24 protein-coding genes and 1 tRNA gene are annotated in these 26,958 nt (G+C 69.5%); 9 read left to right on the top strand and 16 right to left on the bottom strand.

Annotated elements, in window-relative coordinates; genetic code table 11:
- The first annotated feature begins 4 nt into the window (after window positions 1–4).
- Both ABTX24_RS11115 and gad read left to right on the top strand, forming a co-directional pair.
- Entirely contained in the window at window positions 5–673 is a 669-nt protein-coding gene (locus ABTX24_RS11115) for a hypothetical protein (protein WP_350839528.1), read from the top strand.
- Window positions 670–2,046, top strand: a complete 1,377-nt coding sequence (gad, locus tag ABTX24_RS11110; protein WP_160023705.1) for a glutamate decarboxylase — start codon at window positions 670–672, stop codon at window positions 2,044–2,046. Before ABTX24_RS11115 ends, gad begins: the two co-directional genes overlap by 4 nt.
- A gap of 42 nt (window positions 2,047–2,088) precedes the next feature.
- Here the strand turns inward: gad and ABTX24_RS11105 are convergent, their stop codons facing one another.
- The 9 genes from ABTX24_RS11105 to ABTX24_RS11065 form a co-directional block, all read right to left on the bottom strand.
- Complete coding sequence (locus ABTX24_RS11105; protein WP_350839526.1) at window positions 2,089–2,598, bottom strand: flavin reductase family protein; 510 nt, start codon at window positions 2,596–2,598, stop codon at window positions 2,089–2,091.
- Between the two features lie 10 nt (window positions 2,599–2,608).
- Entirely contained in the window at window positions 2,609–3,334 is a 726-nt protein-coding gene (locus tag ABTX24_RS11100) for an alpha/beta hydrolase (RefSeq protein ID WP_350839524.1), read from the bottom strand.
- Window positions 3,335–3,379: 45 nt separating this feature from the next.
- Window positions 3,380–4,504, bottom strand: coding sequence for an LLM class flavin-dependent oxidoreductase (locus ABTX24_RS11095; RefSeq protein ID WP_350839522.1), 1,125 nt, complete (start codon window positions 4,502–4,504; stop codon window positions 3,380–3,382).
- A gap of 67 nt (window positions 4,505–4,571) precedes the next feature.
- A complete protein-coding gene (locus ABTX24_RS11090; protein WP_350839520.1) occupies window positions 4,572–5,612 on the bottom strand; it encodes an ABC transporter ATP-binding protein in 1,041 nt (346 codons plus the stop codon).
- Window positions 5,609–6,616, bottom strand: coding sequence for an ABC transporter ATP-binding protein (locus ABTX24_RS11085; RefSeq protein ID WP_350839518.1), 1,008 nt, complete (start codon window positions 6,614–6,616; stop codon window positions 5,609–5,611). The genes ABTX24_RS11090 and ABTX24_RS11085 overlap by 4 nt, the downstream gene beginning before the upstream one ends.
- Window positions 6,603–7,478, bottom strand: coding sequence for an ABC transporter permease (locus ABTX24_RS11080; RefSeq protein ID WP_350839516.1), 876 nt, complete (start codon window positions 7,476–7,478; stop codon window positions 6,603–6,605). Before ABTX24_RS11080 ends, ABTX24_RS11085 begins: the two co-directional genes overlap by 14 nt.
- The gene (locus ABTX24_RS11075; RefSeq protein WP_350839514.1) at window positions 7,475–8,518 is read right to left on the bottom strand and encodes an ABC transporter permease; all 1,044 of its coding nucleotides are present in this window, start codon (window positions 8,516–8,518) and stop codon (window positions 7,475–7,477) included. The genes ABTX24_RS11080 and ABTX24_RS11075 overlap by 4 nt, the downstream gene beginning before the upstream one ends.
- Entirely contained in the window at window positions 8,515–10,089 is a 1,575-nt protein-coding gene (locus ABTX24_RS11070; protein WP_350839512.1) for an ABC transporter substrate-binding protein, read from the bottom strand. The genes ABTX24_RS11075 and ABTX24_RS11070 overlap by 4 nt, the downstream gene beginning before the upstream one ends.
- A gap of 75 nt (window positions 10,090–10,164) precedes the next feature.
- Window positions 10,165–11,511 (bottom strand): LLM class flavin-dependent oxidoreductase, encoded by a 1,347-nt coding sequence (locus ABTX24_RS11065; RefSeq protein WP_350839510.1) that lies wholly within the window; start codon window positions 11,509–11,511, stop codon window positions 10,165–10,167.
- 167 nt (window positions 11,512–11,678) lie between these two features.
- Here ABTX24_RS11065 and ABTX24_RS11060 point away from each other — a divergent pair, with 167 nt between their 5' ends.
- Window positions 11,679–12,575: a LysR substrate-binding domain-containing protein gene (locus ABTX24_RS11060; RefSeq protein ID WP_350839508.1), complete on the top strand. Its 897-nt coding sequence runs from the start codon at window positions 11,679–11,681 to the stop codon at window positions 12,573–12,575.
- The gene (locus tag ABTX24_RS11055; RefSeq protein WP_350839506.1) at window positions 12,575–13,102 is read left to right on the top strand and encodes a cupin domain-containing protein; all 528 of its coding nucleotides are present in this window, start codon (window positions 12,575–12,577) and stop codon (window positions 13,100–13,102) included. The genes ABTX24_RS11060 and ABTX24_RS11055 overlap by 1 nt, the downstream gene beginning before the upstream one ends.
- A gap of 14 nt (window positions 13,103–13,116) precedes the next feature.
- Here the strand turns inward: ABTX24_RS11055 and ABTX24_RS11050 are convergent, their stop codons facing one another.
- The 3 genes from ABTX24_RS11050 to ABTX24_RS11040 all read right to left on the bottom strand — a co-directional run bounded on the left by ABTX24_RS11050 (window position 13,117) and on the right by ABTX24_RS11040 (window position 15,948).
- On the bottom strand, window positions 13,117–14,121 hold the full coding sequence (locus ABTX24_RS11050; RefSeq protein WP_350839504.1) for an RDD family protein: 1,005 nt from the start codon (window positions 14,119–14,121) through the stop codon (window positions 13,117–13,119).
- A gap of 381 nt (window positions 14,122–14,502) precedes the next feature.
- Window positions 14,503–14,973, bottom strand: a complete 471-nt coding sequence (locus tag ABTX24_RS11045) for a DUF6325 family protein (protein WP_350839502.1) — start codon at window positions 14,971–14,973, stop codon at window positions 14,503–14,505.
- Between the two features lie 132 nt (window positions 14,974–15,105).
- Window positions 15,106–15,948, bottom strand: a complete 843-nt coding sequence (locus tag ABTX24_RS11040) for a class II glutamine amidotransferase (RefSeq protein ID WP_350839500.1) — start codon at window positions 15,946–15,948, stop codon at window positions 15,106–15,108.
- Window positions 15,949–16,279: 331 nt separating this feature from the next.
- Here ABTX24_RS11040 and ABTX24_RS11035 point away from each other — a divergent pair, with 331 nt between their 5' ends.
- Window positions 16,280–18,160, top strand: a complete 1,881-nt coding sequence (locus ABTX24_RS11035; protein WP_350839498.1) for a glycoside hydrolase family 15 protein — start codon at window positions 16,280–16,282, stop codon at window positions 18,158–18,160.
- A 168-nt stretch (window positions 18,161–18,328) separates the two neighbouring features.
- On the opposite strand, the gene ABTX24_RS11030 is transcribed toward ABTX24_RS11035, so the two are convergent.
- Window positions 18,329–18,402 (bottom strand) — tRNA-Pro (locus ABTX24_RS11030).
- A gap of 61 nt (window positions 18,403–18,463) precedes the next feature.
- The gene (locus ABTX24_RS11025; RefSeq protein ID WP_350839496.1) at window positions 18,464–19,201 is read right to left on the bottom strand and encodes a FadR/GntR family transcriptional regulator; all 738 of its coding nucleotides are present in this window, start codon (window positions 19,199–19,201) and stop codon (window positions 18,464–18,466) included.
- Window positions 19,202–19,324: 123 nt separating this feature from the next.
- Between ABTX24_RS11025 and ABTX24_RS11020 the strand changes: the two genes are divergently transcribed.
- The 3 genes from ABTX24_RS11020 to ABTX24_RS11010 all read left to right on the top strand — a co-directional run bounded on the left by ABTX24_RS11020 (window position 19,325) and on the right by ABTX24_RS11010 (window position 21,879).
- A complete protein-coding gene (locus tag ABTX24_RS11020; RefSeq protein ID WP_350839550.1) occupies window positions 19,325–19,828 on the top strand; it encodes a gluconokinase in 504 nt (167 codons plus the stop codon).
- Window positions 19,825–21,222, top strand: a complete 1,398-nt coding sequence (locus ABTX24_RS11015; protein ID WP_350839494.1) for a GntP family permease — start codon at window positions 19,825–19,827, stop codon at window positions 21,220–21,222. The genes ABTX24_RS11020 and ABTX24_RS11015 overlap by 4 nt, the downstream gene beginning before the upstream one ends.
- Before the next feature lie 81 nt (window positions 21,223–21,303).
- On the top strand, window positions 21,304–21,879 hold the full coding sequence (locus ABTX24_RS11010; RefSeq protein ID WP_160023719.1) for a hypothetical protein: 576 nt from the start codon (window positions 21,304–21,306) through the stop codon (window positions 21,877–21,879).
- Between the two features lie 45 nt (window positions 21,880–21,924).
- On the opposite strand, the gene ABTX24_RS11005 is transcribed toward ABTX24_RS11010, so the two are convergent.
- Complete coding sequence (locus ABTX24_RS11005; RefSeq protein WP_160023721.1) at window positions 21,925–22,419, bottom strand: VOC family protein; 495 nt, start codon at window positions 22,417–22,419, stop codon at window positions 21,925–21,927.
- A 114-nt stretch (window positions 22,420–22,533) separates the two neighbouring features.
- Here ABTX24_RS11005 and ABTX24_RS11000 point away from each other — a divergent pair, with 114 nt between their 5' ends.
- Complete coding sequence (locus tag ABTX24_RS11000) at window positions 22,534–23,025, top strand: MarR family winged helix-turn-helix transcriptional regulator (protein ID WP_160023723.1); 492 nt, start codon at window positions 22,534–22,536, stop codon at window positions 23,023–23,025.
- Window positions 23,026–23,097: 72 nt separating this feature from the next.
- Here the strand turns inward: ABTX24_RS11000 and ABTX24_RS10995 are convergent, their stop codons facing one another.
- Entirely contained in the window at window positions 23,098–26,886 is a 3,789-nt protein-coding gene (locus ABTX24_RS10995) for a S8 family peptidase (RefSeq protein WP_350839491.1), read from the bottom strand.
- Window positions 26,887–26,958 lie beyond the last annotated feature (72 nt).

The following is a 26,958-nucleotide window of genomic DNA, read 5'->3' as shown; positions in this document are numbered from 1 at the left end:
CGCGATGGACCAGGTACTGACGCGTCGGTCGACCCGGCTCAACCTGGTCGCCGCCGTCGCCTTCGTTCTCGGTGGCTCGTTGTTCGCCCTGGGGGCGGCTTTCGCCCAGCTCGGGGTGGTCACCCTGCCGACCGTCAACGTGACGTACCTGGTCGGTGGCTGCTTCTTCACGCTCGGCGGCTACGTCTCGATCCTGCTCGCGGACAGCACCGATGAGCACAGGCCCTGGTGGCGCTTCCGGTCGCGCCCGCGCAGCTGGCTGAGCGCGTTCGTGCTGTTCGTGGGCACGCTGTTCTTCGGAGTCAGCCTGGTGGCCGCCTTCGCCGAAGGTCTGACGCCGCGTCAGTCCGACGGGTGGATCTGGTTGCCCGACATGACCGGCTGCGTCTGCTTCCTGGTCTCCGGTCATCTGGCGATGCTCGAGGTGGGCGCGGGGCACGTCCGGATGCTGACCCACCTGGTCGGCTGGTGGGTCGTCGCGGTCAACCAGGTCGGGTCTGTCCTCTTCTTCCTCGCCGGCATCGCTGCCTTCACCCGCCCCGCGACCTCGAGCGCGATCGACACCGGGCTCGTCAACTGGGGGACGTTCACCGGCGCAGCGTGCTTCGCGGTCGGCGGGGTCATCCAGGCATTCGACACACCCACTACGACAAGAACGGTGGTTCAGCAATGACACGACTCAGCGACACAGAGGCCGAGGTGCTCTACGGCAACCGGTTCCTGACCGAGGCAGCCCCCTCGACCACGTTCCCCGAGACCGGAATGCGCCCGGTCGACGCGATGCGCCTGATCGGCGAGGACCTGGTCATGGAAGGTGACCCGCAACGCAATCTCGCGACGTTCGTGACCACGTGGATGGAGCCGGAGGCGCAGCGGATCATCGCCGAGAACCTGCACCGCAACTTCATCGACCACGCGGAGTACCCGATCTCCGCCGAGATCGAGCAGCGCTGCGTACGGATGCTCGCCGACCTCTACCACGCCCCCGGCGAGACGACCGGCTGTCGCACGCAGGGCTCGTCCGAGGCGATCATGCTCGGCGCCCTGTCCCTGAAGTGGAAGTGGAAGCAGCGCCGGCAGGCCGCGAACGCCTCGGTCGACCGGCCCAACCTGGTGTTCGGCGGCGACGTCCACGTCGTGTGGGAGAAGTTCTGCCGGTACTTCGACGTCGAGCCGCGGATCGTCCCGCTCGAGGAGAAGAGGTACACCATCGGCCCCGATGACGTCGCGCCCCACCTCGACGAGAACACCATCGGCGTGGTCGCCGTGCTGGGCACGACGTTCACCGGGCACATGGACGACGTCGTCGGCATCAACCAGCTGCTGCTCGACGTCAAGAACGACAAGGGCCTGGACATCCCGCTGCACGTCGACGCCGCCAGCGGCGGCTTCGTCTGGCCGTTCCTCTACCCCGACTCCCCCTGGGACTTCCGCCTCGAGCAGGTCCGCTCGATCAACGTCTCCGGACACAAGTACGGGCTGGTCTACCCCGGGATCGGCTGGCTGGTGTTCCGCGAGAAGTCAGACCTCGCCGAGGAGCTGGTGTTCTACGAGAACTACCTCGGCAAGACCGACGCCACCTTCACCCTGAACTTCTCGACGGGTGCGGCCATGGTGCTGGCGCAGTACTACAACTTCGTCCGGCTGGGCCGCGACGGCTACACGTACGTGATGAAGCAGATGCAGCAGAACGCCAAGGCGCTGGCGAAGAACCTGCGCGACAGCGGCCGGTTCGAGGTGATCGGCGACGACCTCGAGCAGCTTCCGCTCGTGGCGTTCCGGCTCAGCGGCGACCGCACGACGTACGACGAGTCCGACATCGCCTGGCAGCTCTCGGCCGAGCGCGGCTGGATGGTGCCGGCGTACACGTTGCCGCCCAACGCGGAGAACGTGAAGATCATGCGCGCGCTGGTCAAGGAGACGATGAGTCGCGAGCAGGTCGAGCGGCTCACCCGCGACATCGCCGACGCCTGCGCGACACTGGACGAGAAGGGCGGCGCCCATCCGTCCGAGCGGGAGCAGGTCAAGCGAGGGACCGGGTACTGAAACTCGGTCGGGGGCCACGGATCTCGAATGCGACGCCGCGTCTCACGCGGTGTCCGCGAGCCGCCCGAATGCGCTGCGGTGGAAGATCAGCGGGCTGCCGGCGTCGGGATGTGCCACCGCGTGCAGTCGAAGCAGCACGATGATGTGGTCGCCCGCCTCAACCTCGCGATAGATCGTGCAGTCGAAGAGGGCCAGCCCGTCGTCGAGTGCGACGGCGCCCTCCTCGGTCACGGTGTACGCCGCGCCGTCGAAGCGATGCTCGACGGGTCCCGCCAGCCGGCGGCAGACCTCGCCCTGGTGCTCGGCCAGCACGGTGACGCCCAGGTGCGGGGCCCGGCGCAGGTCGGGCCACGTCTTCGAGGTCGCGGCGACCGAGAACGAGACCAGAGGAGGATCGAGGCTGACGCTCGTGAAGGAGGAGGCAGCCAGGCCCGTCGGCCCACCGTCCACCTGCGCGGCCACGGCGACCACCCCGGTCGGGAAGACGCCGAACGCCTTGCGCAGGGCGGCGGGGTCGAGGTCCTGGTTGGTGTACAGGGGCGAGACGGTCATCGGGAGTCTCCTAGGTCTTGTAGACGATCGCAGGAAGGTCGCTGCCGAGCTTGAGCGACTCGAGGAAGGTGACGACCGTGGCCGCGACCGAGCGGTGGGAGACGTCGTTGAGGATGTCGTGGCGGCCGCCGGCGACGAGCCGGCGGTGGACCGTGGGTGCGTCCGCGTACGCCTTGATCGCCTGCTCGGCGGGCGTGACCGGGTCGGCGTCGCCGTGCACGACCAGCACGGGCTTCGCGGGAACCGGGAGGCTCAGGTCGGACCACTCGCCGGGAAGGTTCGCGCTCAGTGCTCCCCTGCCGAAGCCGTCGTCCTCCCCGATCACCTTGCGGTGGACGGGGCAGGCGCTGCGGGCCTCGACCTCGTCCACCCAGCCCTCGACGGTGGACGATCCCGGCAGCGCGATCCCGGCGATGACGGCTGCGTCCACGGCGAGGTCGTTGATCACGGTCGCGGCCAGGGTGGCGCCCGCATCGCTGCCGACCAGCACCTTGGGCGCGGGCAGGGACTCATCGGCCAGGTGTCGTTCGATCTCGGCACCGGCCGTGCTCAGGTCGCTCAGGTCGGTCTCGACGAGCCGCACCCGGTAGGCGTCGGCGGCGAGCCGTCTGCCGAAACGCTGGTAGGTCGTCGCGGTCTCCCCGCGTCCGGTGAGCACGATCAGTGTGCCGCGCGGGGTGCCCCCGGGTGGCTCGTCCCAGGCGGTGGGGATGGTGGTCTCGGTGACGATGGTCATGTGCTGCTCCTGTCGGAGGATGTGGATCGGGGGCGCGAAGAAGGCTCAGATCGCGACGCGGGTCCGGGCGGCGCGGTGGGCAAGCTCCTGGCGGACCAGAGGGAGCAGGTCGCGGCCGTAGTCGATGGCGTCCTGGAGCGGGTCGTAGCCGCGGATGAGCACGGTGTTCACGCCGATCTCGACATAGTCGAGGATCGCGGCGGCCACGGTCTCCGGTGACCCGACCAGCGCGGTGGAGTTGCCGCCTCCCCCGACGGCCTTGGCGGTCGGCGTCCACAGGCAGCGGTCGTGGAGGTCGCCTGTCTCCGCGACGGCGAGCAGGCGCTGCGAGCCGGCGTTCTCCGGGGCGGCGCCCTGCGGATGAAGCTTGTTGACCTTCTGCTTGAACTGGGCTCCGATCTCGCCGTTCACGGTGTCCAGGATGCTGTGGGCGCGCTCCCAGGCGGCCTCGTCGGTCTTGCCGAGGATCGGCCGGAAGGAGACCGAGACCCGGGGACGCTGCGTACGCCCGGCCTCGGCCGCCTTCTCGGTGATGGTCGCGATCTGCTCGCCGGTCTGCTTCAGGGGCTCGCCCCAGAGCATGTAGGTGTCGGCGTGCTTGGCCCCCACCACGTACGCCGCCGGGGAGCTGCCACCGAAGAAGAGCTCCAGGTGGCGCTCCGCGTAGGGGAAGACCTGGGGCGTGAAGCCCTCGAAGCGGTAGTAGGCGCCCTCGAAGTCGCGGGGGCCCTTGGTGTCCCAGGCGGCGCGGAGGATCTGGAGGTACTCGTCGGTGCGGGCGTACCTCTCGTCGTGGGGGACGAAGTCGCCCTCGCGCCGCTGCTCGACGTCGCTGCTGCCGGTGACGATGTTGAGCGCGACGCGACCGTTGGAGAACTGGTCGAGCGTGGTGAACGTGCGCGAGGCCAGGGTCGGGTGTACGACCCCGGGCCGGTGCGCGATCAGCAGGCCGAGCCGCTCGGTGCGGGCGGCGGCGTACGCGGCCACCTGGGTGCCCTCGGACCAGCCGGAGCCGTAGCCGATCAGGACCCGGTCGAAGCCGCCCTCCTCGTGTGCCTGGGCGAAGCGGGCCGTGTAGTCGGGGTCGATGACTGTGCCATCGGACGGACGGATCTCGGAGGCGTCGGCGGTGCCGATCATGCCGAGGATCTCGACGTTGTCGTAGGTCATGCTCGGTCCTTTCGTCTGCCGGCGGAGTGCCGGCGGTCGCTCGGGGTGAGTGTGTTGGCGAGGCGGCTCAGGCCGGTTCCGTGGCGAGCTGGAGGTCCTCGGTGCTCTCGGGGCGGATCTGGCCGAGCCAAGTGGCGGCCACGTGGCAGGCGGCGCTTCGCTCGGTGGCACCTGGCAGCGGCATGGCGGCCGGCTCCTGCTGGCAGGCGTCATGGGCGAACCGGCATCGGGCGGCGAACACGCAGGCGCCGGGTCCGGCTGGGAAGGGATCCGCGTCCGGCGCGGGCCGGATGTCCGCCGGACGTAGCCGGTCCTCGTGGCCGACCGAAGGCGCGGAGGCGGTGAGAAGACCGGTATAGGGGTGCGCCGGGCGGGTCAGGACCTGCTCGACGTGGCCGGTCTCGACGAGTCGGCTGCGGTAGAACACGGCGATCCGGTCGGCGATCCCGGCCAGTGAGGACAGGTCGTGGGCGATGATCACGACGGCGAGGCCGAGCTCGCGGCGTAGCCGGTCGAGCAGGCTGAGGACGAGGTTGCGGTTGGAGACGTCCAGCGCGCTGACCGGTTCGTCGCAGAAGAGCAGCTTCGGGCGCGTGACGATGGCGCGGGCGAGCGCGATGCGCTGCCGCTGACCGCCGGAGAGCTGACGCGGTAGCCGGGCGCCGATGGCTGCCGGGTCGAGACCGACGAGCCCGATGGCCTCCTCGACCCGGGCGCGCTGCTCGCTCCGGGGTACGCCGCCCACAGCCAACGGCTCGGAGACGATCTGGTCGACGGTGAGGTCGGGGTCGAGGGAGCGCAGCGGGTCCTGGAAGACGAGCTGGACCTGGCCGCTTCGGCGGAATCGGCGTCGTGCTGCCCCCGTGAGTCCGCCGATGTCGGCGCCGTCGAAGACGATCGACCCGGCGGCCGGCGCGACCAGGCCGACGGTCGCGCGGGCGAGGGTCGTTTTGCCCGATCCGGTCTCGCCGACGATGCCGAGGATCTCGCCTGGGCGGACCTCGAGGCTGACGTCGCGCAGTGCGGCACCGGCGCCGAGGTGCGTGCCCTGGCGTGGAGGCGCGTAGGTGACCGAGAGATCGGTGATGCTCAGCAGCGGCGTACTCATGCGGAGGCCTCCAGACGGACGCAGCGAGCACTGCGCACGGGTCCGATGTCGGTCAGGGGTACGGGTCCGCCGAGGCACGCCTCGGCTGCGTACTGGCAGCGCGAGGCGAACCGGCAACCCGGCATCCGCTCCCCCGCTGCCGGCGGCTGACCCGGGATGACCTCGAGGGTGCGGCGCGACCAGTCCCCGATGGTGGCCACCGAGAGCAGGGCCCGGGTGTAGGGATGGCGCGGATCGGTGAGCACCTGCTCGGTCGGACCGGACTCGACGATCTCTCCGCCGTACATGACCAGGATCCGGTCACAGGTCTCGGCGACGACCGCGAGGTCGTGGGTGACCAGCAGCAGGGAGAGCTCGTGGTCGCGGCGCAGGCGGGCGATGAGCTCGAGGATCTCGGCCTGGATGACGGCGTCGAGGGCGGTGGTGGCCTCGTCGGCGATCAGGAGCTCGGGATCGCAGGCGATGGCGATGGCGATCAGGACGCGCTGCAGCATCCCGCCCGAGAGCTGGTGGGGATAGTGGTGGAAGACGCCTGCCGGATCGTGGAGGCCGACCTCGCCGAAGAGCTCGACGGCACGGTCGCGGGCCTCGGTCCTGCCGAGCCCGCCGCGGACACGGAGCTGCTCGACGAGCTGGCGGCCGACGCTGATGCTCGGGTTGAGGTAGGAGCCGGGATCCTGGAAGACGGCGCCGATGCGGGTGCCGCGGACACGGTCCCAGGTGGGACGCCCGGCGCCGGTGAGGTCGACTCCGGAGTCTCCGTCACCGAGGGTGATGGTGCCGGAGTCCACCTCACCGGTCTCCGGCAGCAGCCCGAGGACGGCGCGGCAGGTGAGGGTCTTGCCGCTGCCGGACTCGCCGACCAGGCCGACGGCCTCGCCGCGGCGGATCTGGAAGGAGACGCCGTTCACTGCGACGAGGTGGTCCCCGACGCTGACCTGCAGGTCCTCGACGGTGAGGGTGCGGGGGCCGGTGGCGTACGTATCGGGATCAGGCTGCGGCATCGACGGTCTCCTTCCGGTCGCGCGCGCGGGACGGGCGTCGGCGGCGGCGCTGGGTGCCGGCGTCACGGATGCCGTCGGCCAGGATGTTGAGGGACCCGACGGTCGCCATCATCAGGAGCGCCGGGAAGATCGGTGCCCAGCTCTGCTGGCCGAGGTAGCCGAGGTCGGCCGAGAGCATCCCGCCCCAGGTGGGCGCCGGCGGCTGGACGCCGATCCCGAGGAACGAGAGCGAGGCGACGACCAGGAGGCTCGCGCCGGTGGCGTGTGCGGCGGCGACGGCGACGTTGGGAAGCACCTTGCTCCAGATGTGCTTGCGCAGCGTCCACCATTGGCTCGCGCCCATCAGCTCGGCGGCCTCGACGTACTGCGTACGCCGAAGGCCGAGGGCCGCGGCCCGGGTGACCCGGAAGAACATCGGGCTGATCAGGACGCCGACCGCGACCATCGCCTGCTGGATGCCGTTGCCGATGGTGCCGGCGACGGCGATGGCGAAGACGGTGAACGGCAGGATCATCAGGGTGTCGGCGATCCGCAGCGAGACCCACTCCCCGATCCTGCCCATCCAGGCCGAGGCCAGCCCGGACGGGACACCGAGGACCGCGGCGATCGCAACCGCCTCCAGCGCACCGACCACCGAGAGCCGCGTGCCGGCCATGAGCCGCGACAGGACGTCGCGTCCGACGTAGTCGGTGCCGAGCAGATGCTTCCCCGAAGGGGCCTGGAGCACCTCGTCGCTGAACTGTCGCAGCGGGTCGTACGGCGCCAGGGTGCCGCCGAAGACGACCAGGAAGGCGATCACCGTCAGGACCGCGAAGGCGAAGCGGCTGGCGGGCTGCGCCCGCAGGGCCTTGAGCGTTCTCATCGCTTCCCGCCCCTCGCGCCGCGAGCGGCCGGGTCGAGCGCCGCCTGGGCGACGTTGACCACAAGGCTGGCGATGACGACGACGACCGCGGTGACCAGCAGAGTGCCGAGGACCACGGGTACGTCCCCCTTCTCCGAGGACTGCAGAGCGAGCTGCGCGATGCCGGGCAGGCCGAAGAGCTTCTCGGTCATGACGGCACCGCCGATGACGAGCGGGATGGCCAGGCCGATGACGGCCAGCGTGGGGGCTGCGGCGTTGCGCAGGACGTGGCCGAACAGGACCCGCCGGCGACCGAAGCCGCGCATCTGGGCTCCGATCGCGTAGTTCTCCCGCAGCGCCCCGACCAGCGAGGTGCGCAGCTGCCGGGCGATCGAGGCCGCGACGTCGAGGCTGAGCGCCAAGGAGGGCAGGATCGCGAAGCGGAGCCACTCGGCCGGGTTCTCCCCGATCGGTACGTAGCCGCCGGCGGGAAGCAGCTTGGCCTTGACCGCGAAGACCACGATCAGCGCCATCCCGATCACGAACGGCGGCAGCGTGCCGAGCAGCGAGCAGACGACGGTGACCGCCCGGTCGAAGACTCCCCCGTTGCTCAGCGCCGCGCCGATCCCGGCCGCCCCGCCGACGAGGATCGCCAGCACGATGGCGAGCAGGGCGATGGAGAGGTCGACCGGGAGCGCCTGGGCGATGCTGTCGGCAACCGGGACGGTCGTGAACCAGGAGACGCCGAGGTCGCCTTGCAGCGCGGAGCCGAGCCAGTCGGCGTACTGGACCACCAGCGGCCGGTCGAGACCGAACTGGTGGTCGAGCCGGGCGATGTCGGCATCGGTCGCGGTCTCGCCGAGCACCGCCGCGGCCGGGTTGGTCTTCGCCATCGCCCCGAGCGCGAAGGTGATGACCGAGGCCAGCAGCAGCACGGCCGCGGTGATCGCGACCAGATTGAGGATGCGGCGGAGCCAGCCGCCGACCGCGCCCGCGGTCGGTCGTACCGCCGACGCGTCGGCGTACGCGGCGGTGGAAGAGGTGGCTTGGGCCACGCTCACGAGGTCGTCACTCCCTCGAAGCGCTGCAGGCTCGGCGAGGCGGGCAGCTCGGAGGCGTTCTTGCGGGCGATGATCCGGGGCGCGTTGTAGAGGAAGGTGTTGGGGAAGCTGGTGATCGCGATCCTCGTCGCCTCCTGCAGGACCGAGGGGTACGCGGGGTCGTCGGTCGGAGTGGCCCGGACCTTCTTGAGCTGGGCCTCCAGGGCGGGGTTCGTGGCACGGTTCGGGTTCATCAGACCCTCCTTGCCGAAGAGGACCTGGAAGGCCTGCACCGGCGACTCCCGGCCGGCGAAGCCGTCGTAGGTCAGCGCCTGGGAGTGCTCGATGTAGACCAGCTGGGTGTGCTGGGTCTGTGGGATCGACTTGATGGTGAGCTCGATCCCGATCTCCTTGAGCTGGGCCTGGATCAGCTCGACAGCCGCCGCGGCCTGGCCGCTGCTGGTGAACTCGCCCTTGACCGGGCCGGTGTGGCCGGCGTCCGCGAGGATCTGCTTCGCCTTCTCCGGGTCGTACTCGTAGACGCCCTCGAGCTCGGGGTTGAAGCCGACGTACCCCTTGGGGAAGAGCTGGTAGTTGACCTCGCCGATGTCGAAGTTGGCGACCTTCTTGATCTTCTCCCGGTCGATGCCGTACTTGAGCGCCTCGACGACTGCGGGGTCGTCGAACGGCTTCTTCCCGGCGTGTACGTCCAGGCACGAGACGAACATCGAGTCGAGGATCTGGACCTCGAGGCCCGCTTGCCGGGCCTGTTCGACCTGGGCGCCGGAGATGCGGGCGACGTTGTACTGGCCGGACTGGACCGAGGCGACCACAGTGGCCGGGTCGGGCTGCGGGTAGAGGTGGAACTCGTCGACCTTGATCTCGTCGGCGAGCTGGAAGTGGGCGTTCTTCACCAGTTCGGCGTGGTCGTTCTGGACGTACGTGGTCAGGCTGAACGGCCCCGAGCCGGCCGGCTTCGTGGCCAGGGAGGCGGCGTCCTTCTCGAAGACGGCCGGGTTGACGACCATGCCCGTCTTGCCCGCGAACAGAGCCGGGATCTGGTAGTCGACCTCGGCCAGGTCGAGCACGACGTCGAGGTCGCCCGAGGCGGTCACCTTGGTGATCCCGACCATCTGGGGAGCGATCAGGGAGCCGTCGGCGGTGCGTCCGCGTTCGATCGACTTGGCCACCGCCGTGGCGTCCAGCGGCGTGTCGTCGCTGAACCTCAACCCCTTCTTCAGGGTGAAGGTCACCTGCGTGCCCTCGGAGTTGTACGTCCACTTCTCGGCCAGCCACGGCACCGGGTTGCCCTTCTCGTCGAGGCCGGTGATGGCCTCGTAGACGAGCGCCAGCATCTGGACGTCGGAGCCGGCCGAGGAGGTCACCGGGTCCCAGGTGGTGGGCAGCTGCCAGGCCCAGGTGATCCGTCCACCGGACGCACTGGCACCGGTCTCGGAGCCGCAGGCTTCCAGGGCGAACACGGCCGCGGCGCCGAGGGTGAGGCCGAGCAGGCTGCGCCGGCTGAGGGTCGGCGTCGATGACGTGGTCGAGATGGAGCGCTTGTCGCTGCGCGCGAATGCCTTGTTGGCCATGGGAGTGATCGGTCTTCCTGTGTCGTCTCTGGCGGTGAGGTGGGTGTGTCGTTCGGCGCCCGAGCGCTGTGGAGGTCAGCTCGTCGGAGTACGGCGAGTCAGGGTGTGGCGGTTCTCCGGGACCGGAAGGCCGAGGTTTCCGCGCAGGGTGGTGGCCTCGTACTCGCGGCGGAAGACGCCGCGCTCGGCCAGGATCGGGATGACCTCCTCCACGATCCGCCTGAAGTTGGCCGGGTGGTCGACGCCGATGTTGAAGCCGTCGCACGCCCGTGCCTGCCACCACTCCTGCAGCTTGGTGGCGACCGTCTCGGGGCTGCCGACGAACTCCGACTTACGGAAGACCCGGGTCGCCTCGACGGTCTGACGCAGCGTCCAGCCGTTCTCGACCGCTCGCTGGGTGATCTTCTGGGCCTGGGTGAAGAAGGACCGCTCGCCGTGCTCGAGCGCCTCGGCCGGGAAGGGTGCGTCGAGGTCGTACTGCCGGAAGTCGTGCCAGCCGAAGGGCCGGCCGAACTCAGCGAGAGCCTCCGCGAAGCCGTGGTCGCGTTCGTGGTCCGCGGCCTCGATCTCACGGGCCTCCTCGTCGGTGTCGCCGACGACGACCTTGACCCCCGGCATGATCACGAGGTTGTCCGGGTTGCGGCCGAAGCCGCGGGCGCGGGTCTTGATGTCGTCGTAGAACGCCTGGCCGCTGCCGATGTCGGGAGCGTGGGTGAAGATCCCTTCCCCGACGGAGGCACCCAGGTCGCGACCCTGGTCGGAGTCACCGGCTTGGAAGATGACCGGATGTCCCTGCGGGCTGCGCTGCAGGTTGAGCGGGCCGGCGACCTTGAAGTAGGTGCCCTCGTGGTTTAGCGCATGCTGCTTGTCGGGGTCGAGGAACCGGGCGGTCTCTCGGTCGCGTACGAAGGCGTCGTCCTCATAGGAGTCCCACAGGGCACGGGCCAGCTCGACGTACTCCTGAGCGCGGCCGTAACGGGTGTCGTAGTCGTAGTGCTCCGCGAGCCCGTAGTTGGTCGCGGTGCCCGCGTCACCGGTGGTGACCACGTTCCACCCGGCGCGACCGTGGCTGATCAGGTCGAGGGAGGCGAAGCGGCGCACCAGGTTGAAGGGGCTGTTGAAGCTCGTGGTCGCGGTGCCGACCAGACCGAGATGCTTCGTGTGGGTGGCCACCGCGGAGAGCAGGGTGAGTGGTTCCAGACGGTTGAGGTAGTGCGGCGGGCTGTGCGGGGTGATGAACTGGCTGTCCACGATGAACATCAGGTCGAAGCGGCCCTGCTCGGCCAGCTTGGCCGTCTGGATGAACCAGTCGATGTTCACGCTCGCGTCGCCCGGGATCTCGGGGTCGAGCCAGAGCCGGTGCTGGCCCGGACCGCCGGTGCCGTACGGGACGGCGCCCAGCTTGATCGTGCGTCGGGACATGCTGCCTCCGTGATGGTCAGCCGCGGCCGGGTGTCAGCCCGCGGTGGCCCTCTTCCCAGAGAGCCTTATGTCTATGAGTTTGATAGACAAATGCCACCGGGTCCAACGACGTTCCACGATGCTGAACCATCACGAACGCTCATCAATTGTGTATTACTCTGATCGACATGAGCCAGAATCTGGATATCGCCCCGCTGCGCAGCCTGGTCGCCGTCGCAGACTTCGGCGGCTTCCAGCGGGCCGCCACCGCGCTGCACCTGACACAGAGCGCGGTCAGCCAGCACGTACGCCGCTTGGAGTCCGCGATCGGGCGCACGCTGGTCGAGCGGCAGGGTCGCGGGTCCCGGTTCACCGCCGATGGATCCGTGCTCCTGGCACAGGCGCGCCGGATCATCGCGCTGCATGATGAGACCGTGGCGAAGTTCCGTCCGTCCCCCACAGACGCTCCGATGACGGTCACCATCGGGTCGACCGAGCACGCCGCCGCCCAGCTGTTGCCCAACGTGTCCAGAGCGCTGGCGCAGTCGGTGCCGAAGCGCGACTTCCGATTCCGGATCGACCGTGGCAACAAGCTGCGCGAGGGCCTCACCGCCGGTGGCATCGACCTGGCCCTGCTGATCCAGCAGGCAGACGACCCTCGGGCCCTCTACGTCGGAGATCTGAGGCTCACCTGGTTCGCCTCGCACTCGTGGCGCCTCCCCGCGGCGACCAGCCCCGTGCCCATCGTCGCCTTCGACGAACCGTGCGCGCTTCGCAGCCGAGCCCTGGAGACGCTCGCCGATCACTCGATCCCTGCCACCATCGGCGCCGAGGCCATACAGCTGGCCGGCGTTCAGGCAGCCGTCGGGGCCGGCCTCGGCGTCGCGCTCATGGCGACCCTGGGCGAGACTCCCGAGGGCCTGGTCCGGGTGCCCGATCTCCCGACACCCGACCCGCTCCCGCTCTACGTCTGCACCCGACCCGGTCTGCCCAAGGAGACGGCCGCACAGGTGGCCGCCGTCCTGCGGCCACTGCTCGCCATGCCCGGCAACGACCCTGTCCTCACCTTGGCCAAAGGAGCCTGATGTCTGCCGTTCACGTACCTGCCGGGTCCTCTGACGGGGACTACATCCGCACGCCGAGCGGTGTCCTCGTCCCCGCCGAGATCGACGCGTTTCACCGGCACCTCCACCACGTGGCCCCCTCCGGCCTCGTCGACCAGACCGGGCAGACCTCCGGGATGCGGCGGCTCGAGGCGGTCAGCGGCAAGACCGTCGGCGCGAAGAACCTGTGGATGGGCCAGACCCATGTCCCCGCCTCGACCGCCTCGGCCAACCACCACCACGGTGCCTCCGAGACCGCGATCTACGTCGTCTCCGGCAACCCGGTCTTCGTCTTCCTCGACACCGAGGGAGACGAGCCCGTCGAGACCCGGGTGGAGACCGGCCCCGGCGACTATGTCTTCGTGCCGCCGTGGGTCCCTCACCGCGAGGAGAACCCCGACACCGACACCGAGGCCGTCGTCGTGATCGCACGCACCACCCAGGAGGCGATCGTCGTCAATCTGGACGGCCTCGACTGGTCCGAGGTCCGGCTCAGCGGCGGCTCCTGAGCCTGCAAGCGTCGTCAGCGCTGTGGCGAGTCCGATCGGGCGCGGTCGAGGAAGTCCGAGAGTGGCCCCGGCATCTCAGCGCTGCGGTCTCCCCAGTCATAGACGACACAGGTCTTGGCGATCAGGTCGTGGAAGGAACGATGCTCACGCTGCACCACGATCAGAAGCAGGCCGATCCCGAAGAACACCACACTGAGCGGAAACACCAGCGTCCTGACGAACATCGTGCGCACCCCTGGAGCAGTGCCGTCGGCGCGTACGACGTGTAGTCCGGTCAGTCCCTTGCCGATCGTCCGGCCGGTGATGGCGAGGCTGATGAAGACGTAGGAGAACGCCCAGCTCACGAAGGCAGCGATCCCGAGCAGCGTCGAGCGGTCGTCGGTGAGCGACATGGACGTGAACATGTCGAGCAGGAAGCTGAACCCGGCGACGCCCAGCGTGTAGAGGCCGGCGATGAGAAGTCCGTCGATGAGAGCGGCAGCTGCCCTGCTGATCGCTCCCGCATAATGTCCGGACACCGAGCGGCGCACCCGACGGATCCTGGCGCTGCCGTTCCTGAGATCGGGCGTTGCTCCTCGGGCCGCAACCAGGCTGAGCGGCCCGTCCCGTCGCTCGGCCTCGCTCCGTCGCATCAGCCGGTCCACGATCCGGTCGATGACGACGTCGAGCCCCACCAGCTGTCGCCGGGCGACGTCGAGGGCGGATCCAGCCATCGAGTAGGTGCTCTCCGCCACGATGTCGGGGATGCCGGAGCGGCGTACGAGCGCCTCGAGGTCGACATTCCGCAGCAGGGCGTCCAGGTCTACGTCGGCCAGCAGCGTGTTGATGTCGACCCGGGCGAGCAACGCATCCATATCGACCCGCGCCAAGACCGCGTCGAGGTCGACCCGGCTGAGCAGGGCGTTGAGGTCGACGTGCTCCAGGACGATATCGGGATCGACCGTGACGACGACCCTCTCCGTCACGGCGCCGGCGACCCGACCGAGGAGCCTCTTGCCGTTCTGCCGACCCTCGGTCATGACGTCGCCGGCTCCGACACGCGGAGCGTCATGTGAATCAGCCCGCCCGGAACCGACGCACGGCTGGGGCGTCGTCTCGTCGCGCGCACAAGATTCCCATCGCAGGTCCCGCCTCTTCCAGTCGTGGATCGCTGGAAGCCTAGAGCCGTCTGATCTGTTCTCTCATCACCCGGGCCGGGTGATTCAGCCGCCCCAAAGCGGCCGGTCGCGAAGCGCTTTCAGCCTCGCCGGTCGCGGCGGTCGTCTCGGCGGTCCTCGCGGCGGTCGCCCCGCCGGCGTACGCCGTGAGTGACGACGGCGGCGGTACCTACGACGGCGGCTGTCCTGGCAACGGGCGCGGGGCCGATGACTCCCCGTCGTGCCCTACGTCTCAATGGCATGTCAGTCCTCCTCTTCAAGATCTGCTTCGATGGCTGCGAGAACCGCTTGGACCGGAATACGGCCACTCGCGACGAGCTGTCCGCCGGCGTGGCGCACCGCTGATCCGAACGGGGCGGCCCAGGTGTTCTCCCAGACCAACAGCGCGGCGGTGCTGCCCGGCGCGACGGCCGCCGAGACGGACTCGACGTCCTCCTGGCTCAGCAGGTTGGCCATCGCGGTCTCGTAGTCCCGGATGCCCCCGATCTCGCCGTCGTCGAGGTCGCTGATCTCGAACGCATCGAACGACCCGTCCTCCCCCTTGCGGATCATCAGCAGATCGAGGATCCGGATGATCCCGCGGTCGACCAGGTCCATCAGCGTGGGCGCGATCTTGCCGTTGAACCGGCTGCCGGGGAACTCCACCACGATCCAGTCGACAGGACCGAGCTCGTCGAGGGATTCGCTCTCGTGCACGGTCTCCTGGTCGGTCATGCCACCACCTGCTCCACTGGTTGCGGGCGCCTCTGCGGCACCTCGTCCCTGTCATCATCGGCGGCGGATCCCTGTCGATGCGTCATCCCATATGGATGACCCGGAGACGTGGAACTCCCTTCGAGAGCTGCGTCAGTCCAGTGGACGGGTGGGCGAAGGTGAGAACTCCTGCAGCTCCTCGCGGCCACCCCTGACGATGAGGCAGGAGGACTCCGGCACCTCCCGCCACGCCCCGCGCAAGTCCCCCAACGGCTCGGACACTACGAGGCGTGCGTCATCGGAAAGCTGATGCAGTACCGGGTTGTCGGGGTACTGGAGACGGAGTGTGGCGACGTCGGTGTTGTGGAACAGCGATCGGGACCTACCCTCGCTGGAGTAGCGGAATGCCCACGTGGTCTCCCCGTCGGTGGTCGCCACCGACATCTGGATCGGGTATTCGACTCCGTGGCGTCGCCCCGTCTCCTCGATGAGGCCAACCGCCTGAGCCACCGCTTCCGGCGGGTTCTCTTGGAGTCCGAAGGTCAGGGCGAGGAAGAAGAACAGCTCCGAGTCCGTCGATCCCTCGATGTCGGGGAACAGCCCGGGCTCGACGGCCAGGGTCAGGTCGCGCTTCAGCAACGGGAAGTCGGCGATGGCCCCGTTGTGCATCCACAGCCAGCGGCCATGGCGGAAGGGATGGCAGTTGGTCTGCTGGACCGCCGTGCCGGTCGTCGCTCGGATGTGCGCGAAGACCCGACCGGCGGCAGCGTGGGCCGAGAGCTCTCGGAGGTTGCGGTCGTTCCAGGCGGGCTCGATGCTGTGGTAGATCCCTGGGGTGTCCTGGGCGCCGTACCAGCCGACACCGAAGCCGTCACCGTTGACCGTCTCCACGCCCAGGCGTGAGTGCTTGCTCTGCACCACGAGCGAGTTCTCCGGCTTGAACAGAAGGTCCTCCAGGAGCACCGGCGAACCTGAGTATGCGAGCCAACGACACATGTCGATCTCCCTTCGCCGCCCCCGACACACATCGGAGCGCGACTGCTCCAGTACAACGGCGAAGACGGGCCCAGCGGATCACCCGTTTCGGATAGGGCGGACCCGAACCGGCCAGTTGTCCTGGAGCGGAGATGAACGGTGAGCCCCTGTCTGCCATCCACCCGTCAACGATGGGATCAGGCCGCCGACAGCTGTTTCATCCCTAGTGGGTGACGTCGGTGCGGCACCAGGGGGCGAGAATCGAACCGCCGATGCCGACGGCGAACGGTGCCGCACCCGGCGGGCGTCTGCCCGCCGGCGACACCCCTCCTAGGAGGACAAGGAGAAGCTCATGGCCGAGCAGCCCTCAATCGCCGACCACGCCATCATCGGGGACCTGCAGACCGCGGCGCTGGTGGCGAGCAACGGCGACGTCGATTGGTTCTGCACCCCGCGCTTCGACTCGCCGAGCGTGTTCGCGTCTCTGCTCGACGCCGACCGCGGCGGCCGCTTCCGCATCGCTCCGGAGGGAGACGGCCACCTGACCAGGCAGAGCTACCTGGGCGACTCGGCGGTTCTCGCCACCCGGTTCATGGTCGAGGCGAGCACGAGCTCGGTGATCGACTTCATGCCGATCTCGGATCCCGAGGTCGCCCGGGACCAGCACACGATCGTCCGCGTCGTGCGAGGCGTACGCGGGCGGACGCGGTTCCGGATGTCGTGCGCGCCCCGCTTCGACTACGGCCGCGCCTCCCACACGGTGGAGGTGACCCCTTCGGGGGCGGTGTTCGAGTCGGGTGGCACCCGCATCGTCCTCCACGCGGGGGTGCCCCTCGAACAGGTCGGCGACGACGTGGTGGCGTCGTTCGAGGTCGAGGAGGGCCAAGACGTCGGTTTCGTCCTGGAGACGGCCGGGGACGGGCCCCGCCGCGTCGAGGAGGGTGAGGTGCTCGCGGCGCTCGAGGGCACGGTCGGCTTCTGGCGCTCGTGGTTGGCGCGCTCGACCTACCGGGGGCGGTGGCGCGAGATCGTCAACCGGTCCGCCATCACGCTCAAGCTGCTGACCTACGCCCCCACAGGCGCACCGATCGCGGCGGCCACCGCCGGCCTCCCCGAACAGTTGGGCGGAGAGCGCAACTGGGACTACCGCTTCACATGGATCCGAGACTCGTCGTTCTCGATACGGGCCCTGCTCGGTCTCGGCTTCACCGAGGAGGCCGCGCAGCTCGCCCGCTGGGTCGGGGACCGGGCGCGCGAATCCGCAGCCGCCAACGAAGCCGTTCCCCTGAAGATCATGTACCGGGTCGACGGCTCCCCCGACCTCGTCGAGGAGACCCTCGATCACCTCAGCGGCTACAGGGAATCGCGCCCGGTCCGGATCGGCAACGGGGCTGCCGACCAGATACAGCAGGACATCTACGGCGAGTTCGCCGACTGCGCCTACGAAGCTGACCGACTGGGTGCACTGCCCGCCAGCTACGAAGGGCTCCAGACGTTCTCCCGGATCCTGAACTGGCTGTCCGAGCACTGGGACCAGCCCGACGCGGGCATCTGGGAGACACGCGGCGGTCTCCAGTCCTTCACGTACGGACGGGTCATGTGCTGGGTCGCCTTCGACCGCGGGATCCGGCAGGCCACGAAGTACGGGCGAGGGCGAGCGGCCGACGTCGCACGGTGGACGGCGGCGCGCGAGGCCATCTACGAGCAGATCATGACCGCCGGCTGGCACGAGAAGCGCCAGGCCTTCGTCCAGCACTACCAGACCGACGTGCTCGACGCCTCCGTGCTCCTGGCGCCGGTCGTCGGCTTCATCTCCTCGCAGGACCCGCGGTGGCTGTCGACCCTCGACGCCATCGAGGAGGAGTTGGAGACCGACAGCCTGGTCTACCGCTACGACCCGGCCGCCTCACCCGACGGGCTGCAGGGGTCGGAGGGGACCTTCTCCATCTGCACCATGTGGTACGTCGACGCCATGGCCCGCGCCGGACGGGTCGAGATGGCGAGGTTGGCGTTCGAGAAGATGCTCACCTACGCCAACCACGTCGGCCTCTACTCCGAGGAGATCGCCGTCAACGGAGAGCAGATCGGGAACTTCCCGCAGGCCTTCACCCACCTGTCGTTGATCAACGCTGCGCTCACGCTGGACGCCCAGCTCGACCTCGCCGGCCGACCGGGTCACGTCTCCGGCGACGGCATCGCCGCCCTTCTGGACGAACGCCGCCCCCCGCCGTGACGCAGGGCTACCTGCACCCGGATCACCAACCTTGACGGCTGACGGAGACGCATTTCGACCTCGTGAGCCCAGCATGGGCCCATTGGCCCGCCAACGGGCAACGTGGTGAACCTCGCGGGCAGACGCAAAAACGCCCCTGACCTGCATGAGCAGGTCAGGGGCGATCTGTCGGGCTGACAGGATTTGAACCTGCGGCCCCTTGACCCCCAGTCAAGTGCGCTACCAAGCTGCGCCACAGCCCGAAACTGCGAGTGGATTTCTCCGCTCGAAGCGCTCCGAACATTACCGCACGGCGTCACACGCTCACCAATCGGTATCCCCCTCCGGCGGGTCGTCGGCGGAAGCGAGGGCCTCGGCGGCTTCGTCGATGATGGCGCGCATGGCCTCCTCGGCGGCTGCCGGGTCGCCGTTGCGTACCGCGATCGCCACCTTCTCGTGCAGCTCGATGGCGGTGGGGTTCGGCTTGTCGGGCATCAGGTGGTGGTGCGTACGTCCGGCGAGGAGCTCGGCGACGAGGTCCCCGAACGCGGCGAGCATGTCGTTGCCGCAGGCGTTGAGCAGGACGCGGTGGAAGGTCGTGTCGGCCTCGAGATAGGCCTCCAGGTCGCCGGCGGCAGCGTGGACGACCATGTCGGCCACGGATCGGGCCAGCTCGCCGTGGTGCTGGGGCTCGGCCCGCTCGGCGGCGAGCCGGGCCGCGATCGGCTCGAACCCGAGCCGGAGCTCGGAGAGCGACAGCAGCTGCTCGCGCCGGCCGTCGCCGTCGAGCCGCCAGCGGATGACCAGCGGGTCGAAGACGTTCCACTCCTGCCGCGGGAGGACGGTGATGCCGACCCGTCGCCGGGTGGTGACCATGCCCATCGCCTGGAGAACGCGTACCGACTCCCGTGCGACCGGGCGCGAGACGTCGTACGTCGCCTGGATCCCCTCCAGCGTGAGAACGGACCCTGGCGGCAGCTCGGCAGAGACGATCCTGCGTCCGAGCGCGTCCCGGACGCTCTGGTGCAGTCGATGTACGGCATCACCGCTGGAAGTCGTCACTGCGGCATCGTCGCACAATCCCGACCCGTCGTAATCAGAATCCGTTATGACGCCTCGCCTTGCCAAACGGATGCCTTTTGATGCACCCTGTGACGCGTGACACAGAACCCCCTCCTCGTCGTCATGGGAGTCTCCGGCTCCGGCAAGTCGACCGTCGGCGCTGCGATCGCCCAGCGCCTCCGGGTCCCCTTCGCCGACGCCGACGACTTCCACCCGCCGGAGAACATCGCGAAAATGGCCTCCGGTCGTGCGCTCAACGATCACGACCGGCAGCCCTGGCTGGAGACGCTCGGTGGCTGGCTCGCCGAGCACGAGCAGACCGGCGCGGTGCTGAGCTGCTCGGCACTCAAGCGCAGCTACCGCGATCTGCTCCACAGCCGCGCCCGCGGACTCCGGCTGCTCCACCTCAGCGGCACCCCGGAGGTGGTCGAGGCACGCCTCGCCGCTCGCGCGGGGCACTTCATGCCGCCGTCGCTGCTGCGCTCGCAGTTCGCGACCCTCGAGCCCCTCGCTCCCGACGAGCAGGGCACGACCATCGACATCGACCAGGACATCGACGCGATCGTCGACCGCTTCCTCACCACCGAGAACCTGACCCCCACCCTGATCTCCAAGGAGTCGGCATGATCCTCCTCGCTGCGCCAGAGCCGGTCGCACCGGTCGCCTCCGGCGGCGTACTCCTCGCCGCCGCGCTGGCCTCGATCGCCCTGATCGTCGTCCTCATCACCTACGTGAAGCTGCACCCGTTCCTCGCGCTCCTGCTCGGCGGCATCACTGTCGGGGTGCTGGCGGGACGCAACGTCATGGACGTGATCACCTCCTTCGGCGAGGGCTTCGGCGCGACCGCCACCAGCGTTGGCCTGCTGATCGCGCTGGGCGCGATGTTCGCCAAGCTCCTCTCCGACTCCGGCGGTGCCGACCAGATCGTCGACACGATCGTGGGCAGGTCCTCGGTGCGTACGCTGCCCTGGGCGATGGCGCTCGTCGGCGCGATCATCGGCCTGCCGATGTTCTTCGAGATCGGCCTGGTGCTGCTGATGCCGGTCATCTACCTGGTCGCCCGTCGTGCACAGGTCTCGCTCATCACCGTCGGCATCCCCACCCTTGCGGGCCTCTCGGCGATGCACGGCCTGGTGCCGCCACACCCGGGTCCGCTCGCCGCGATCGGCGCGCTCCAGGCCGACCTCGGCACGACGCTCGCGCTCGGCGTACTGGTCGCCATCCCGGTCATCATCGTCAGCGGGCCGCTGTTCGGCCGGCTCGCGGGCCGCTGGGTCGTCGTCGAAGCACCGCACACCTACGACTCCACTCCGGTGGGCGGCCCGGGAGCCGCCACAGCCACCGACATCCGCCGCCCCTCCTTCGGCGTCACCCTGTTCAGCGTCCTGCTGCCGCTCGTGCTGATGCTCGCCAAGGCGATCGTCGACATCGTCATCAACGACCCCGAGAACAATTTCCAGCAGGTCTTCGACGTGATCGGCTACCCGCTCGTCGCGCTGACCATCGCGGTCATCGTCGCCATGTTCACGCTCGGCCGCGGGTCCGGGATGGATCGCCGCCAGATCGCCAAGACGGTCGAGATGTCGCTGCCGCCGATCGCGGGCATCGTGCTCATCGTCGCCGCGGGTGGCGGGTTCAAGCAGTCGCTGATCGACACCGGCATCGGCACCCAGCTCGCCGACTGGGCCCAGGGCTCCGGCGTGTCCGCGATCGTGCTCGCCTGGGTGCTCGCGGTCCTCATCCGCCTCGCCACCGGCTCGGCGACCGTCGCCACCATCACCGCCTCGTCACTGGTGGTCGACCTGGTCGCCAACATGCCCGCCGCCGAGGTCTCGCTCGTCGTGCTCGCCGTCGGTGCCGGCTCGGTGTTCTTCTCCCACGTCAACGACGCCGGGTTCTGGCTGGTCAAGGAGTACTTCGGCCTCGACGTCGTCCAGACGATCAAGTCCTGGTCGCTGATGGAGACGGTGCTCTCCGTGTCCGGTCTGGTGTTCGTGCTGGCACTGAGCATGGTGATCTGACACCCGCCCTCACGAAACTGTCGGTGCTGTCCGACACAATCACTCCTGACACATGGATCACACCCACCACAGGAGCTCACCGTGTCGGATACACCTTCCCCATCCAACACAGCCCCGTCGGACCCTGCCCCCAGCAAGCTCGACCCGATCTCCCGCAAGGGCACCCCGGCCCATCGCACGAAGTCGAAGCGGGAGGGCGCCGGGCGGCGCCAGGGGATGCCGGTGCAGGCGATCAGCCTCTCCGTGCCGGCATCCCTGGCGGCGCAGTGGAAGACCTACAGCCAGGAGGTCCCGCGTTCGCTGGTCGACGTCATGCTCGACGCCGTCGCGGCGACGCGCCCCCGGCTGCCGGTCCTGCTGCGCGCCCACCAGGCAGCGCTGCGCGAGAAGACCAGGCCCGTCTCCGACGGCACCTTCATGCGCACGGTCCCACAGCCGAAACGGCTCGAGGACCCGTACGTCACGATGCCCCTGCGTCTCCTGGCGACGAATGTCGACGTGCTGGACGCCATGGTCCACGAGATGGCCGCGGAGTCCCGCTCGCAGCTGGTCGTGGTGGCGCTGACGGCGTGGCTGGCCGACCGGCGGGCCGAGGAGCAGGTCTACGCCGAGCAGCTCGAGCTCGAGGTGCCCGAGGACCCGTTCGACCGTCCCTGAGCGCGGCCGGGACCGGGCCGGTGCCCGTCCCGGCTGCGCCGTGCCTCAGAGCACCTTGGTGCCGTACATCTCCCCCAGCGGGTCGGCGAGGAGCTCGAGCCGTTCGCCGTCGGGCCCCATGAAGTAGAGCGACGACTTGGACTCGACCATGTAGTCGACGCCCGCGGCGTCGAGCTTGGCGCGCAGGTAGTCCCACTTCTCGGGGGTCACCGAGATCGCGATGTGGTGCAGCCCGCCGAGCACCTCGGCGTACGGGCCCAGGTCGAGCCCGGGAAGCGTGAAGAAGGCCAGCAGGTTGCCCGCCCCGACGTCGAAGAAGAAGTGGTCGGAGCCGGCGTAGTCCCGGTTCTCGAAGATCTCGGTCAGCGGAAACTCCAGGAGCCCCTGGTAGAAGTCGATCGACCTGCGTACGTCCGAGGAGAGCAGCGCGGCGTGGTGGATCCCGCGAGCCGTGCTGGCCGGTCGGGCGCCCTCCTCACGGAGGTACTCCTTCTTGATCCGCTCACGGTCCTTCGTGATGAAGTCCATGTCGATGCTCATCGTGCTCTCCTCATGCCCTGACGTCTCGGATCCAGTCTAGTTTCTGCGTCAACTGTTGCTGGAGGCGGGCGGTGGTGCTGAAAGCACGAGCTACGACTCGGTAAGGTATGCCTCATGGATGAGGTCAAGTGGCTCAGTAACGACGAACAGGTCGCGTGGCGTGCCTGGCTCGCCGTCAACGCACAGCTCACTTCGCGGATGAACCGTGACCTCCAAGCCAAGAACGGCCTCTCCCTCGCCGACTACGACGTCCTGGTCAACCTGACCGACGTCCCCGACCGCTCGCTGCGGATGTACGAACTCGGCGACAAGCTGCAGTGGGAGAAGAGCCGGCTCTCGCGCCAGGTGATGCGGATGGCCGCGCGCGGCCTCGTCGAGCGCCGCGAGTGCCTCGACGACCGGCGTGGCGCCTTCGTCGACCTCACCCCCGCCGGGCTCGAGGCCATCAAGGCCGCCGCTCCTGAGCACGTGAAGCTGATCCGCCAGGTCATGTTCGACGCCTTCACCCCCGAAGAGGTCGCCGCTCTGACCAAGCTCTACCAGGGCGTGCTCGAGCGCCTCGAGGTCTCGCCGGCCCGCGCCGCCGCAGACGGCTCTGCCGCCTAGCCCGCCGGCCCACGACGTAGAACGAGGCCCGCAGGTCACCGATGGTGACCTGCGGGCCTGTTCGTTGCGCTGTTAGCGCTTGACCCCGAACGCCGCGACGACCTTCTGGGTCACCGTGTTGCCGGCGTCGTCGCGGGCGGTGGCCCGCAGCGAGACCAGGTCGGCGCCGCGCGCGGGGATGCGCAGGCGCGTCTCCCAACGGTCACCGTCCTTGCGCAGCTTCACCGCGGTCCAGGTCGAGCCGCCGTCGTAGCTGACCTCCAGCGTCGCCCCGGAGACCGACCCGGCCCGCGGAGCGCCCGGCACGGTGTAGGGCACGACCGCGAACGGGACCTCGGCTCCCGCACGCACCGTGCCGTCCAGTGCCGTGTCCACGTCGTAGTCGAGCTGGAGCAGCGGCAACGGCGTGCCGTCCTCACCAGGAACGGCTTCATCGGCCAGGTCGGCCACGAACGTCCAGGACGTACGAGTGCTGGTCGAGTAGCGGTGGGCGTCGCCGGCCGCGTCGGTGTCGATCTCGAAGCGGTACGTCTGCGGGCCCTCCTCAACGGGGACCGCGGTCTGAACCGCCTGTCCGATGTTCTCCCGTACCAGGGTGTCTCCGTGGAAGAGGCGGGAGGTCACCGGGGTCTCACCCCAGGGGAACCCACCGGTGATCCCGTCCGGGCCGCTGGCGTGGGCGACGTTGACCTGGAACCAGTCACCGTTGTGTCGCGGACCCCAGTAGCCGTCGCCCGTGCGGGGCGCGGTCACCGGAGCGAACCAGTTGCGCACCGTGGTGCTGCGTGGTTCGTACGCCTGGCGCACGCCCCGCTGCTCCCAGGTGCTCTCATGGTCCACGTTCTCGTACCAGGTGACGCCGTCGTAGGTGGAGACGTAGTCGGTCCGATCGGTCGCCGTGGGCTGCAGCGCCCGGACGCTGAGGCACGGCGGCCACTGGTAGTCGCGGCAGTCCGCGCGGTCGTCGACGGCGAGCCGCTCCTGGGTGTCGTGGTAGCGGCTCTCCACGGTGGCGAGCTGCCGGGTGGTCGGCGCCAGCGCGAGCTCGCCCGGAATCTCACCGGGCCAGCTCTTGGAGACGTCGTAGAGGTAGGAGGGGAACTGGACGGCCTTGCCCTCCAGGGTCACCGTGCCCTTCGCGGCGGCAGCCACGAGCTTCTCGCCCTGAGCCGACCGCACCGAGACGACGGGCAGGTCCTCCTGGGTCACGAAGTCGACCAGCGGCCCGGGACGGTCGTTGACGACGATGAGCAGCGCCGCTCCGGCGGCCCGGGCCGCGGCCTCCCGCTCTTCGGCGGTGACGGCGTCGTCCCTGGTCACGAGCACGGCTCGGCCCTTGGCGTCGACGTCCTCGTAGTCGGCGGACGTGCCCTTGCCGGCCGCGACCGCCCGCAGCGACACCCGGCCGTCGAGCCTGGTCGAGCCGAGCTGGTAGACCGGGTCGAACGCGAGCCTCCGCGAGCTGCGCGCCGTCACGTCGAGCGCCGGCTCGATGGCCCGCCAGCGTACGGCGAAGTCGAACTCGGCGCTGTCGACGGGGCCGGTGGCCTCGGCGTAGATCGAGTCGACGTCGACCGGGACGGCGTACGTGGCGCCGAAGGTCGCATAGAGCCCGCCGATGCCGGAGTCGTTGAAGAACTGGAACCGGCGGTAGGCGACGTCGCTGTCCTTGGGCGTCTTCAGGGTGAGCTCGTCGGCCTTCCGGGCGTCGAGCACGAGGGACTGGTCCTTGTCGGTGACGACGACCTGCGGGTCGCCGACCAGCGCGACGCCGGTCGAGCCGGGTCCCTGGGAGCCGGCGACGTCGAGGAACGCCGTGGCCGAGTACGTGCCGGGCTGCAGACGCTGGGTCGGCACCGTGCCCGTGGCCGGGTCGATCGGCAGGCTGCTGACGAACTGGTCGCCGTAGCGGTAGAAGTCGACGTAGCCGGCTGCCGGCTCGCCGGACCGGTCGAGCGCGGTGATGTCGAGGCCGTAGCGCTCCTCCTCCTTGACCAGCGCGGTCGCGGTGCGCACGGTGATCTCGCCGGAGGTGGCGACGACGGCACCGCTGTACTTGCCGGCGAGCGGGGCGTCATCGGCGTCGGCCGTGATCGTGACCTCGGTGCTGCCGCCGGCGGGGACCACGACCTCATCGGCGGAGAGCGAGACGAGGTCGCTCGCCGTGCCGTCGGGGCCGACGACGTCGGTGCTCAGCGCGAGCGTCACATCGGCGTCGGTGGAGTTGGTGTAGGTCACGGTGCCGTTGGCGGGCTCGTCGCCGTCGTGCGGCCAGCCGTAGAAGCCGAGGAAGCCATCGCCAGACCCGTCCACGCCGTCGAGCGCGGCGGGCACGTCGAGGCGGCCGGTGCCGACCTCGTACGCCGGCGCGTCGATGTCCGCGGCCGAGGAGACCAGGGCGTTCTTGAGCTGCTCACCGGTGAGGTCGGGGTGGGCGCCCTTGAGGATCGCGGCAGCTCCCGCGACGTGCGGGGTGGCCATCGAGGTGCCGTCCATCGAGCGGTACCAGCCGGTGCCGGACGACTGCTGGGAGCGGGCGGCGAGGATGTCGACGCCGGGGGCGGTCAGGTCGGGCTTGATCGCGTGGTCGCCGATCCGCGGGCCGTAGCTGGAGAAGTCGGCGCGTACGTCACCGTCGTCCACGGCACCCACCGTGAGAGCGGCATCAGCGGTGCCGGGGCTGCCGATCGATCCCTCGGCATAGCTGTTGCCGGCCGCGACGACGAACAGGGCACCGGTCTCCTCGCTCAGCGCGTTGAGCGCCTGCGCCATCGGGTCTGTGCCGTCGTTGAGGCTGGAGTCACCGAGGCTCATCGAGACGATGTCGGCGTTCGCCGCGCCCCACTCCATCCCGGCGATGATCCAGGAATCCTGGCCATAGCCGGCGTTGTCGAGGACCTTGCCGACCAGCAGGTCGGCGCCAGGGGCGACGCCCTTGTAGAGACCCTCGCTGGCCGCGCCGGTGCCGAGGACGGTGGAGGCGACATGCGTGCCGTGCCCCTGCACGTCGCTGGTGGCCTCCTCCCCCGGGACGAACGACTGCGCCTCGTCGACCTGATCGGCGACGTCGGGATGGGTGGCGTCGATCCCGGTGTCGAGGACCGCTACGGTCGCGCCCTTGCCCTCGAAGCCCGCGGCCCACGCCTCGGGGGCACCGATCTGTGCGGTGCTGCGGTCCAGTGTGGTCTCGGCCTTGCCGTCGAGCCAGATCTTCTCGACGCCGCCGCCGAGCTCCCCGGCCGGACCCGCTGCGCGCGCGGACGCCCCGCCGTCGGTGGCCACCGCGGACCAGAAGGCGGACGACTTCTTCTTGCTCACCGCCACGGCGTCGGCGTCGATGCTCGGCAGGTCGAGCGTACGCTCGGCGCCCGGCAGCTTCGCCGCCTTGGCACGGGTCGGGGCCTGCTCCAGGATCAGCGGAGTGGCGTCGACGGTCTCGTCGTCGTAGCTCATCTCGAGGAGCCCGGTGACGTCGAAGAGCCGGCGGTCGAGCGTGCCCGCGGCCAGGTAGGGCTTGGCAGCGGTGGGGATCGCGTAGAGGTGGTCGCCCACCTGCTGGGTCTCGATCGCACCGGCGGCGGCGTCGAACCCAAGGGTCAGGACTCCGTCGTCGGTCGCGATCACGTCGATGACGTCGCCGGTCACGAGGGTGATCGTGGTCCGTCCGTCGTCGAGGGCGGGCGTACGGGGCGCCGTGCCGGCGGTGCTGCCAGCGTCGGTCCGGGGGCCCTCAGGCGTGGGGTCGGTGCCTGGGGTCGCATGCGCGCTGGTGGCCATGGTCGCGACCAGGGCGGTCGCCGCAGCAGCTGCCGCGACGGCCTTGGTGGCGGCCGACAGGCCGGATGTGGTTGGGGGTCTCATGGAGATGGACCCTGTCAATGGGGCGCGACAGGCGACAAGAGCGATGTCGTGGCGGTTTTACGGCATGGCGAG

Origin of the sequence: Nocardioides sp. NPDC127514 (assembly GCF_040302125.1) — a bacterium.
Lineage (GTDB): Bacteria > Actinomycetota > Actinomycetes > Propionibacteriales > Nocardioidaceae > Nocardioides.
This window is presented reverse-complemented; position numbering and strand designations above follow the sequence as displayed.

Bases quoted from the DNA above. Each gene is read 5' to 3' on its own strand.
- ABTX24_RS11115 (WP_350839528.1), top strand. From the start codon at position 5: ATGGACCAGGTACTGACGCGTCGGTCGACCCGGCTCAACCTGGTCGCC.
- gad (WP_160023705.1), top strand. From the start codon at position 670: ATGACACGACTCAGCGACACAGAGGCCGAGGTGCTCTACGGCAACCGG.
- ABTX24_RS11105 (WP_350839526.1), bottom strand. From the start codon at position 2,598: ATGACCGTCTCGCCCCTGTACACCAACCAGGACCTCGACCCCGCCGCC.
- ABTX24_RS11100 (WP_350839524.1), bottom strand. From the start codon at position 3,334: ATGACCATCGTCACCGAGACCACCATCCCCACCGCCTGGGACGAGCCA.
- ABTX24_RS11095 (WP_350839522.1), bottom strand. From the start codon at position 4,504: ATGACCTACGACAACGTCGAGATCCTCGGCATGATCGGCACCGCCGAC.
- ABTX24_RS11090 (WP_350839520.1), bottom strand. From the start codon at position 5,612: ATGAGTACGCCGCTGCTGAGCATCACCGATCTCTCGGTCACCTACGCG.
- ABTX24_RS11085 (WP_350839518.1), bottom strand. From the start codon at position 6,616: ATGCCGCAGCCTGATCCCGATACGTACGCCACCGGCCCCCGCACCCTC.
- ABTX24_RS11080 (WP_350839516.1), bottom strand. From the start codon at position 7,478: ATGAGAACGCTCAAGGCCCTGCGGGCGCAGCCCGCCAGCCGCTTCGCC.
- ABTX24_RS11070 (WP_350839512.1), bottom strand. From the start codon at position 10,089: ATGGCCAACAAGGCATTCGCGCGCAGCGACAAGCGCTCCATCTCGACC.
- ABTX24_RS11065 (WP_350839510.1), bottom strand. From the start codon at position 11,511: ATGTCCCGACGCACGATCAAGCTGGGCGCCGTCCCGTACGGCACCGGC.
- ABTX24_RS11060 (WP_350839508.1), top strand. From the start codon at position 11,679: ATGAGCCAGAATCTGGATATCGCCCCGCTGCGCAGCCTGGTCGCCGTC.
- ABTX24_RS11055 (WP_350839506.1), top strand. From the start codon at position 12,575: ATGTCTGCCGTTCACGTACCTGCCGGGTCCTCTGACGGGGACTACATC.
- ABTX24_RS11050 (WP_350839504.1), bottom strand. From the start codon at position 14,121: ATGACCGAGGGTCGGCAGAACGGCAAGAGGCTCCTCGGTCGGGTCGCC.
- ABTX24_RS11045 (WP_350839502.1), bottom strand. From the start codon at position 14,973: ATGACCGACCAGGAGACCGTGCACGAGAGCGAATCCCTCGACGAGCTC.
- ABTX24_RS11040 (WP_350839500.1), bottom strand. From the start codon at position 15,948: ATGTGTCGTTGGCTCGCATACTCAGGTTCGCCGGTGCTCCTGGAGGAC.
- ABTX24_RS11035 (WP_350839498.1), top strand. From the start codon at position 16,280: ATGGCCGAGCAGCCCTCAATCGCCGACCACGCCATCATCGGGGACCTG.
- ABTX24_RS11020 (WP_350839550.1), top strand. From the start codon at position 19,325: ATGGGAGTCTCCGGCTCCGGCAAGTCGACCGTCGGCGCTGCGATCGCC.
- ABTX24_RS11015 (WP_350839494.1), top strand. From the start codon at position 19,825: ATGATCCTCCTCGCTGCGCCAGAGCCGGTCGCACCGGTCGCCTCCGGC.
- ABTX24_RS11005 (WP_160023721.1), bottom strand. From the start codon at position 22,419: ATGAGCATCGACATGGACTTCATCACGAAGGACCGTGAGCGGATCAAG.
- ABTX24_RS11000 (WP_160023723.1), top strand. From the start codon at position 22,534: ATGGATGAGGTCAAGTGGCTCAGTAACGACGAACAGGTCGCGTGGCGT.
- ABTX24_RS10995 (WP_350839491.1), bottom strand. From the start codon at position 26,886: ATGAGACCCCCAACCACATCCGGCCTGTCGGCCGCCACCAAGGCCGTC.